Source organism: Paenarthrobacter sp., from assembly GCF_031180005.1.
Lineage (GTDB): Bacteria > Actinomycetota > Actinomycetes > Actinomycetales > Micrococcaceae > Arthrobacter.
Map to the genome: position 1 here is coordinate 106,591 of NZ_JAPSHI010000013.1, position 9,167 is coordinate 115,757.

The 9,167-nt window shown below is 60.7% G+C and carries 8 protein-coding genes; 3 read left to right on the forward strand and 5 right to left on the reverse strand.

Annotation, left to right across the window (positions count from 1 at the left end):
• Nucleotides 1-11 precede the first annotated feature (11 nt).
• The gene (locus RIF72_RS11580) at nt 12-686 is read right to left on the reverse strand and encodes a peptide deformylase (RefSeq protein WP_309075032.1); all 675 of its coding nucleotides are present in this window, start codon (nt 684-686) and stop codon (nt 12-14) included.
• 53 nt (nt 687-739) lie between these two features.
• Here RIF72_RS11580 and RIF72_RS11585 point away from each other — a divergent pair, with 53 nt between their 5' ends.
• Complete coding sequence (locus tag RIF72_RS11585; protein WP_309075033.1) at nt 740-1,147, forward strand: nuclear transport factor 2 family protein; 408 nt, start codon at nt 740-742, stop codon at nt 1,145-1,147.
• A 17-nt stretch (nt 1,148-1,164) separates the two neighbouring features.
• On the opposite strand, the gene RIF72_RS11590 is transcribed toward RIF72_RS11585, so the two are convergent.
• The 3 genes from RIF72_RS11590 to RIF72_RS11600 are packed head-to-tail and all read right to left on the reverse strand — an operon-like array spanning nt 1,165 to nt 4,173.
• The gene (locus RIF72_RS11590; protein WP_309075034.1) at nt 1,165-2,295 is read right to left on the reverse strand and encodes an NAD(P)/FAD-dependent oxidoreductase; all 1,131 of its coding nucleotides are present in this window, start codon (nt 2,293-2,295) and stop codon (nt 1,165-1,167) included.
• Nucleotides 2,288-3,040, reverse strand: coding sequence for a class I SAM-dependent methyltransferase (locus RIF72_RS11595; protein WP_309075035.1), 753 nt, complete (start codon nt 3,038-3,040; stop codon nt 2,288-2,290). Before RIF72_RS11595 ends, RIF72_RS11590 begins: the two co-directional genes overlap by 8 nt.
• Nucleotides 3,037-4,173, reverse strand: coding sequence for a type III polyketide synthase (locus RIF72_RS11600; protein ID WP_309075036.1), 1,137 nt, complete (start codon nt 4,171-4,173; stop codon nt 3,037-3,039). Before RIF72_RS11600 ends, RIF72_RS11595 begins: the two co-directional genes overlap by 4 nt.
• A gap of 131 nt (nt 4,174-4,304) precedes the next feature.
• Here RIF72_RS11600 and RIF72_RS11605 point away from each other — a divergent pair, with 131 nt between their 5' ends.
• Nucleotides 4,305-6,698 carry an excinuclease ABC subunit UvrA gene (locus RIF72_RS11605; RefSeq protein WP_309075037.1) on the forward strand — a complete coding sequence of 798 codons (2,394 nt, stop codon included), beginning with the start codon at nt 4,305-4,307 and terminating at the stop codon, nt 6,696-6,698.
• A 106-nt stretch (nt 6,699-6,804) separates the two neighbouring features.
• On the opposite strand, the gene RIF72_RS11610 is transcribed toward RIF72_RS11605, so the two are convergent.
• Nucleotides 6,805-8,346, reverse strand: a complete 1,542-nt coding sequence (locus tag RIF72_RS11610) for an alanine/glycine:cation symporter family protein (RefSeq protein WP_309075038.1) — start codon at nt 8,344-8,346, stop codon at nt 6,805-6,807.
• 302 nt (nt 8,347-8,648) lie between these two features.
• Here RIF72_RS11610 and RIF72_RS11615 point away from each other — a divergent pair, with 302 nt between their 5' ends.
• Complete coding sequence (locus RIF72_RS11615; protein ID WP_309075039.1) at nt 8,649-9,062, forward strand: DUF6924 domain-containing protein; 414 nt, start codon at nt 8,649-8,651, stop codon at nt 9,060-9,062.
• Nucleotides 9,063-9,167 lie beyond the last annotated feature (105 nt).

Consider the following 9,167-nt stretch of genomic DNA (forward strand, 5'->3'; position numbering starts at 1 on the left):
CGGATTCAGCGTCAGTGAAGGAATCCTAGAGCCCGGCGAGCCTCGTCAATCTCCGGCTTGAACCACCGGGCCGAGTGTTCAGCATTGCTGGACAGGGAGCGAAGTTCGGCCCGGTCCAGGTACAGGATGCCGTGGAGGTGATCCGTTTCGTGTTGCACGATGCGGGCCTGCCACCCCGAGAACCACTCTTCCACGGGTTCGCCTGAGGGACTGGTGTAGCGCAACTCCACGTTCCGGTGGCGTGTCACAACCGCTTGGTACCCGCTGAGAGAAAGGCACCCTTCATAGAATGCGGCAGTCTCCGTACCGAGTGCACGGTACTCCGGGTTGATGATCGCAAAGAATTCCAGCTGTTCCCTGTGACGTACCGCCGCAGACTCCGGGTCCACCTCATATTTGTCCTCCAGAACAGCCAGCTGCAGCGGGATACCCAGCTGGGGGGCGGCCAGTCCGACGCCCGGGGCGTCATGCATGGTGTCCCTCATTCGCTCGATAAAAGCCGCCAACTCAGCATCATCAATCTGGCCGTCATACGGGGCCGCCAGCTGGCGCAGTACAGGGTGCCCGGCCTGCACAATGGGCGGGAGCCCTTCTGCATCAAGCAAGCGACGGACCGCGTCACGTATCCGGGTGGGGTTGTAGTCCGTGGCAGGGCTCGTCGCCCCAGGATGAGGTTGGTGCGTCATACAGTGAGCCTAACGCGATGAGGGCATTCGCGAGTGTGGGCTAGGCTCGTCGAATGATCGATTCCACCCCTTTGGATTGTGTACTCGGGTTTGTTCGAACGGTTGAGGCTGGCGGCGGGGCTGCTGAGCTCCGGCCCTTCCTGGCCGATGATTTCAAGCTCACGGAGTGGCCACACGCCTTGTCCAAAACGGGCTCCACTCGGAACCTGGCGGAAACGTTGGCTGGCGCCGACCACAGCAAGGATATCGTCTCCAATCAGCGCTTTGAGGTGGTCCGCGCAACGAGCCAGGACAACCGCGTGGTGCTGGAGATGAATTGGTCAGCCACGCTGCTTCTTGACCTGCCGCACTGGGACCGCGGCGATACCATCCGAGCCCGGAGCACTGCGGTTTTCGAGTTGCGGGACGGCCTGATCATCAGCCAGGACACGTACGACTGCTACTACACGACGTCGGAATAGCTACCGCCCCGGAATAACTAGCGCATGGTGAAGCGGCGCTCCACCAATTCTGAAATTGCCGGTACGGTAAGGGCGCATGCGAAAAGCGTGTTCCTGGCTGACATGGCGGGAGGCGGCAGCGGTCTGCCCAGCGCCATGTTGAGCCCGGCCTGACGTGACGCGCGAAGCGCCGCTTTCCTGCGTGACTTCTCGAAATTCGCCACATCGCGTCCTACGTTGGCGCCCCGGAGGGAGGCATCCACGATCGGGGCCAAGGCTGCAGCATCCAACCAGCCAAGGTTCATGCCCTGCCCTCCGATCGGGCTGATTTCGTGCGCGGCATCCCCAAGAAACACCATCCTGCCGTGAACCATGCGCTTGGTCAGCCGCGACCGTACTTCAAAAGCACTCAGCATCGAATTGCCGGCGATGTCCAGCACCTCACCGGTCCTGGCTGTGATCAGCTCAGCGAGCCCTGCCGGCGTCGGATTCTTGTGCGGTGCGCCCAGCCTGACAACCCATCTGCGGATACCTCTTGGCAGGGGAAAAGACTCTACGATTCCTTCGGGTTCCAAGTACAAGACGGCGTCGACGCCATGCCCGGTGTCATCCGGGAAGTCGCCCATGATGTAGCAGTCCGGATAGCTGCGGGATGGCACACCCGGCTGGTAGCGCGGACGGATGGTTGAATGCGCTCCGTCGGCGGCTATCACCAAACGGGCTGGCACCTCCAAGCTGCCGGAAGGCGAATCTGCGCGTACGCGCAAGGTACCGCCGGCGTCGTCGATCTCCTGGACGTCGGCGCCCCGGACGACCGCATCGGCATCCAGTTCCTTCACCGCCAACTCCAGGACTTCCTCGGTGATCATCTGCGGAACGGCAAGGATGAAGGGAAAGGCTGCGTCGCCGTCGAACGCAAGTTCGGCCACCCGTCGTCGCCGACTGTAGGCCACACCCCGTTGGATGTGGACCCCGGCAGCTACCAAAGGGTCGGCAGCTCCGGCCCGTGCCAGCTCGGCCAAAGCCGGGGGGTGGATTCCGATGGCCCTCGAACTGTTGCTCCTGTTGCTCCGGCGCTCCAGTATTCGGACCTGGTGCCCCCGCTGCAGCAACAGAAGTCCCATGAAGAGGCCCACAGGGCCGGCACCCACGATCACAACGTCAGGCACGGTCCTCCAATAAGTGCTCAGCATCAGTTTGGAGAAACTCACGAACCGGACGTTCCCGAAAAAGGAGATGGTGCCACGGCCCGTTTCGTTCCACTGACCATGAGGAAGGAACAACGGCTTTCAATTCCGCCGCGGTGTAACTGCGCCTGATGGAGGTCAAACCATCCCCGCAGATGTAGGAGCCTACGCCCAACGGCCAAAAGCCTGCCAGAAACAAAAGGTACGCGACGTTGCTGCGATTGAGGTCGTTATGGAGGCAAAGCCCCCGGCTGAGCAACTCCGAATCGTGGAGGACCGCCGCCAGCTGCCCCGGATCGAGGTGGTGAATGATGTGGTTGGAGATGACGACGTCGAACTTCCGGCCTTCAGCGACCAGCTCGGAGCTGTGCGCCTTACGGTAGCTGACACCTTCCACATGAGGCGCCTTGGAGGCAAAGGCGAAAGCTCTCTCATCCGGGTCAATTGCTGTCACGGTGAGCCTGAAACCGTCCCGCCGGGCCCACCGCGCAAGGCTCCTCGCCACGTCTCCGCTGCCGCTGCCGATGTCCAGCACGGACACCGCGGCGTTCGTTGCCAAAAGCGGACGGAGTCGCCGATGATACGTCCCGTGCCATCCCGACAGCAGACGGTTCACCACCGGAAATCGAGCGTAAGTCCTGTTGAGGCGCCTTGGGTCGCAGTCAGCTTTGTCCATCTCCTCGACTGCGTGCAGGTCCCTCTCTTGGAGGGATCCCCAAGGCCTCACAGCGCAGGGGAGACCAGCGTGAAGAGTCCCGTCTCCACGGTCAGGCCCGGGCCGAACGCCATGGAACAAATACGCTCCTCACGTTCACTGACCGGCTGCTCCAACATGTACTTCAGGACGAACAGCACAGTAGCGCTGCTCATGTTCCCGTACTCCCTCAATGTTTCCCGAGCCGGAACCAACTGCTCCTGGGTGAGTTCCAACTTGGACTCCACCTTGTCCAGGATGCTGCGTCCGCCGGGGTGGATGGCCCAGTGGGTAATGTCGCGGTAGGGGAGGCCCGCTACGGAAGGCTCCTTGGCGAGCAGCGGCGCCAGGGCACCGGTGATGTGTTCCTCAATGATGTGCGGCACGTACGAGCCCAAGACCATTTCAAATCCTTCGTCGCCGATGTTCCAAGCCATCGCTTCCTCACCCACAGGCGTCAGGACCGTCTCGAAGTGGTCCAGCCGAATGGCCGGCTCCGGCCCCTGCAGTTCCCTCGCACTTACGACGGCGGCCGCCGCACCATCGCCGAAGATCGCCGATCCCATGATCGTGTCGGGGTCGTTGGAGGTCCTCACATGCAAGGAGCAGAGTTCAACACAGATCACCAGGACAACTGCGGTAGGGTCAGCAAGGCAAAACTGCTTGGCTGCTTTGAGCGCGGGGAAAGCTGCATAGCAGCCCATGAATCCAAGGTGATAGCGCTGGACAGCGGGGTTGAGCCCCAGAGCCCTGACCACCTTGTAGTCCGGACCGGGGTTGAAGAATCCTGTGCAGGAAACGGTGATGACGTGCGTGATGTCATCGAGGTCTATCCCGGGCGCCTGAGCCACTGCGGCTTTGCCGGCCTCCACGAACAACTTGGTGGCTTCAGTTGCAAAGATCTCGTTCCGGACTTTCGTGCTGGGGCTCAGGACTCGATTGGTCTCGGGGTCGAAAAACTGCGGATTCTCCGGATGTGCATCAAGGCTGAGCTCCGGAACAGCGGTGTAGCGGGTGTCTATTGCTGCTGAGTCGAAACACGTGCTGACGAGCCGCGTTCCCAGCCTTGTAAGCCCGGGTTGGGATGCGAAGACGTCACGGGCCTGCTGCTGGACGAGGATGGTTTGGGGAACGGCGGTTTCAAGGGACCTCATGTATACCGGCATGCTTCATTCTTAGCGAGTAACCCAAGGAAGACAATGGCAGAATCAAACGTACTGACCGTTGCCGGTCAGTGAGAGCCAGGCGACGCCGACGGGGGACTGTTGGGCAGCGCCGCCTAACAGATGGAGAAATCATGACTACTGCCACGAGCACTGACACGCAATCTCCCGGATCCCATGTGGCGGATACCCACGATTTGATCCGGGTGCAGGGCGCACGGGAAAACAACCTGAAAGACATCAGCATCGAAATTCCGAAGCGCCGGCTCACGGTCTTCACAGGCGTCTCCGGCTCCGGGAAGAGTTCATTGGTCTTCGCGACCATCGCCGCCGAGTCGCAGCGCATGATCAACGAAACCTACAGTGCCTTCGTGCAGGGCTTCATGCCCTCCCTGGCCCGGCCCGACGTTGATGTACTTGAAGGACTGACGACGGCCATCATTGTGGACCAGGAGCGAATGGGCTCCAACCCACGCTCGACCGTGGGGACCGCCACAGATGCCAATGCCATGTTGCGGATTCTGTTCAGCCGCCTTGGCCAGCCCCACATTGGTTCGCCCAACGCCTACTCGTTCAACGTGCCCACGGTGAAGGCCAGCGGTGCCATCACAGTGGAACGTGGCGAAGGTAAAACAAAGACCGAGAAAGCCACGTTCAATCGCTTGGGCGGCATGTGTTCGCGCTGTGAGGGCATGGGTTCGGTCAACGACTTTGATCTCACGGCTCTCTACGATGACTCCAAATCCCTGAGCGAAGGCGCCCTCACCATCCCCGGCTACACCATGGATGGCTGGTACGGCCGCATTTTCAGCGGCTCAGGGTTCTTCAACATGGACAAGCCCATTGCCAAGTTCACCAAGAAGGAACTCCATGATCTGCTCTACCGTGAGCCCACCAAGATCAAGGTGGAGGGCATAAACCTCACTTACGAAGGCGTGATCCCCAAGATCCAGAAATCGATGCTTAGCAAGGACGTAGACGCCTTGCAACCGCACATCCGCGCCTTCGTGGAGCGGGCCATAACCTTCACCACCTGCCCCGAATGTGAAGGCACCAGGCTGAGCCCCGAGGCAAGGTCCTCCAAAATCAACGGCAAGAGCATTGCCGATGTCTGCACCATGCAAATCAGCGACCTCGCAGACTGGGTCCGCGAGCTGGATGAGCCTTCCGTAGCTCCTCTCCTCCAAGGCCTCCAGCACCTCCTGGATTCTTTCGCCGGAATCGGATTGGGTTACCTCTCCCTTGACCGGCCCGCGGGAACGTTGTCCGGGGGAGAGGCTCAGCGGACAAAGATGATCCGGCACCTGGGGTCGTCCCTCACGGACATCACCTACGTCTTTGACGAACCAACCATTGGTCTGCATCCTCACGACATCGAGCGAATGAACCAGCTATTGTTGCAGCTTCGCGATAAAGGCAACACAGTGCTCGTGGTGGAACACAAGCCGGAAACCATCGCGATCGCCGACCACGTGGTTGACCTGGGACCTGGCGCCGGGACCGGAGGCGGCAGAGTGTGCTTCGAGGGCGATTTGGAGGGTTTGCGGGGGAGCGACACCATCACCGGGCGCCACTTGGACGATCGGGCCTCGATTAAGGACAGCGTGCGTTCCGCCTCCGGCCACTTGGAAATCCGGGGGGCGTCAACAAACAACCTCAAGAACGTCGACGTCGACATCCCCCTTGGCGTTCTCTGCGTCCTCACCGGGGTGGCAGGGTCAGGCAAGAGTTCGCTGATTCACGGCTCTGTAGCCAAGCGTGACGGTGTCCTGGTGATCGATCAAGGTGCCATTCGCGGATCCCGCAGAAGCAACCCTGCCACGTATACAGGGCTGCTGGAACCCATCCGCAAGGCGTTTGCCAAGGCCAACGGTGTCAAGCCTGCGCTGTTCAGCTCGAACTCCGAGGGCGCGTGCCCAACGTGTAACGGAGCGGGTGTAATTTACACGGATCTAGGTGTGATGGCCACCGTTGAATCACCCTGCGAAGAGTGTGAAGGTAAGCGCTTCCAGGCATCTGTGCTGGAGTACCGGCTGGGTGGACGCAATATTGCAGAGGTGCTTGCAATGTCTGTGGATGAGGCTGAAGTCTTCTTCAGCGAGGGCGAAGCCCGGACCCCGGCGGCCCACAAGATTCTCGATCGCCTCGCCGATGTTGGCCTGGGCTACCTGACGCTGGGTCAGCCACTCACCACGTTGTCCGGTGGTGAGCGTCAGCGGCTCAAGCTGGCCACGCAGATGTCCGAAAAGGGAGACATCTACATCCTGGACGAACCGACTACCGGCCTACACCTGGCGGACGTCCAAAACCTGCTCGGCATGCTGGATCGTCTCGTTGAGTCCGGAAAATCAGTGATCGTCATCGAGCACCACCAGGCTGTCATGGCACACGCCGACTGGATCATTGACCTTGGACCAGGCGCCGGGCACGACGGCGGCAAGATCGTTTTCGCCGGAACGCCGGCTGATCTCGTGGCCGGGAAATCGACGCTCACGGGCAAACACTTGGCTGCCTACGTTTCGGAATAACGTCCGTTGACTGATCCCTGGTGCGGCTGGCAGGTAGCCAGCCGCACCGCCGTCGTGCGTTTACTGCAGATGCCGCCCGCCCGGGAGGGGGCAGGCGTCACTGAGGCTAGCTTCGCACGGATTCCTCTTCGCGCTCGGCCGGCTTGTAGGACTCCCAGAAGGTAGCACCGACAATGCCCAGTGGCTTCGGGTCGAAGATCGGATCCAGGCCCAGCTTCTGCTGCCGCTCGTAATCCTTCAGGGCCTTGAACGCGGGCTTCTGCAGGATCAGGATGCCGATGATGTTCAGCCAGGCCATCAGCCCGACGCCGATGTCGCCCATAGCCCATGCGTCCGTGGCTGTGTTCACACAGCCGTAAGCGACGGCGACGAGAATCGCCACCTGCAGGCCCATGGTGGTCACGCGCCCGACACTTGCCTTCACGCCCGGGATGAGCTTCTTGGAAGAATTGCCCACCAGGAAGCGCAGGTTGGTTTCCGCCATGTAGTAGTAGGCGATGACCGTGGTGAGGCAGAAGAAGATCAGCGTGAACGCGATGAATGAGGCGCCAAAACCGGGGAACACGGAGTCGAATCCGGTCTGCACGTACTGGGGGCCCACGGTGGCTGTAGCCGAAAGCAGGCCGCCCTCCACCAGTATCCCGCCATCTTCACTGCCACCGGAGAAGACGCGGTAGGCGCCGGTGGAGAGGATCAGGAAGCCAGTGGCCGAGCATACGAACAGCGTGTCGATGTAGACCGCGAAAGCCTGGACCAATCCCTGCTTCGCCGGGTGCGACACCTCGGCTGCAGCAGCGGCGTGCGGCCCCGTACCCTGACCGGCCTCGTTCGAGTACACGCCGCGCTTGACGCCCCACATCACGGCCAGGCCGATGACGGCACCGAGAGCCGAATCCATACCAAAGGCGCTACGGAACACCAACGAGAGGATTTCCGGCAGCTGGGTGGCGTTAACAAAGACCACGATCAGGGCAAGGATGATGTAGGCGATGGCCATAAACGGCACGACGAATGCAGCGACGCTGGCGATGCGCTTCACGCCGCCGATGATGACGAACGCCAGGAGAATGACGGAGCCGACGGCTACCATCCACGGCTCAAGGGTCCAGGCGCCACTGATTGCGGTGGCCATCGAGTTGGCCTGGACACCCGGCATCAGAACGCCGCAGGCCAGTACGGTCACGGCTGCGAAGATATAGCCGTAGACCTTGAAGAACCCGGCACCCTTGGTGTGGGCGAACGCGCGGGAGAAGTAGTAGGCCGGGCCGCCGCGGTACTCGCCAGTGAGTGGGTCGCGGGTCTTGTAGATCTGGCCCAGAGTGGATTCAATGAATGACGTGGACGCGCCGAGGAAGGCCACCGCCCACATCCAGAACAGGGCGCCTGGTCCGCCGAAGGCGATTGCGGTGGCGACGCCGGCAATGTTACCGGTTCCGACGCGACCGGACAGAGACATTGCCAGGGCTTGGAATGAGGAAACGCCGGCTGCGGACTTCTCACCCCGCATGATCTGCTGCATCATGCCCTTGACGTGCCGTACCTGCAGGAAGCGCGAACGGACGGAGAAATAGACGCCGGTGGCGAGGCAGAGATAAACGAGCCAATCGCTCCAGATCACGCCATTGATAGCTGATAAAACATCGCTCATAAGTGTGGGGTCCCTCCATGAAGAGCGTGGGTGATGCGATGGATGTCGGGCGCTGCGCACAGTCGATCGACTCGGTGGCGCGCACCACACAAACCTGTGAAGTGTCTCACAAACTGGGGCGCGGGTCCATTTGGGGCATCTCGGCTGCCATCCGGGGTGGACAACTGAGACGGGTTGTCTCACCTACTTCTACTCGCCCTACTCAATTGGCATGCACGGGTATTCATGGGCGGGGAGTAGATCGCCAAAAGCGACGTCTGCGTGTCGTGAACTACCTCCGATGCGCATGGTTGGATTGCAGCATGTCGACTCTTCCGAGCACCGCAGACTCGCTTCTGGTCCGCACGAATTTCTCGGATACAGAAACTTGGCTTTCTGCACTTTCCTTTGTTTTAGCCCAGAACGGCGACGGTTTTAGGGCCTACGTCCAAGTAGTCGACGATATCGCCTGGTGCAACGCTGATTGGGAGCGCATCCGTAATGCGGTCCTGTGTAACGTCGAGCACGCAGCCGTCCTTTTCATCATGGACGAGGTCGCTCTGGAATCTGATTACCCGGTGCTGGTAGTGGATCTGGACGACTTGTCACACGAGCCGTTCCGTTGCGTCGCGCGCAGACTGTGGAGTGTTGATAACAACCTGAACCTAGCGAACATGGACTGGGAAGAATTTACGGAGGATACGGACACCGACGGCGTGTTCAGAGGATTTGCCTAACCGCTCTCACTTCAGTGAGCCATGGAAATGTGCATCCAATGCAGGAACTCACGATCGTGAACGTTCAAGGTTTACGGGAGTTCTCGCGGCTACTTCTACTCCCGT

Bases quoted from the DNA above. Each gene is read 5' to 3' on its own strand.
- RIF72_RS11605 (WP_309075037.1), top strand. From the start codon at position 4,305: ATGACTACTGCCACGAGCACTGACACGCAATCTCCCGGATCCCATGTG.
- RIF72_RS11610 (WP_309075038.1), bottom strand. From the start codon at position 8,346: ATGAGCGATGTTTTATCAGCTATCAATGGCGTGATCTGGAGCGATTGG.
- RIF72_RS11600 (WP_309075036.1), bottom strand. From the start codon at position 4,173: ATGCCGGTATACATGAGGTCCCTTGAAACCGCCGTTCCCCAAACCATC.
- RIF72_RS11580 (WP_309075032.1), bottom strand. From the start codon at position 686: ATGACGCACCAACCTCATCCTGGGGCGACGAGCCCTGCCACGGACTAC.
- RIF72_RS11585 (WP_309075033.1), top strand. From the start codon at position 740: ATGATCGATTCCACCCCTTTGGATTGTGTACTCGGGTTTGTTCGAACG.
- RIF72_RS11615 (WP_309075039.1), top strand. From the start codon at position 8,649: ATGTCGACTCTTCCGAGCACCGCAGACTCGCTTCTGGTCCGCACGAAT.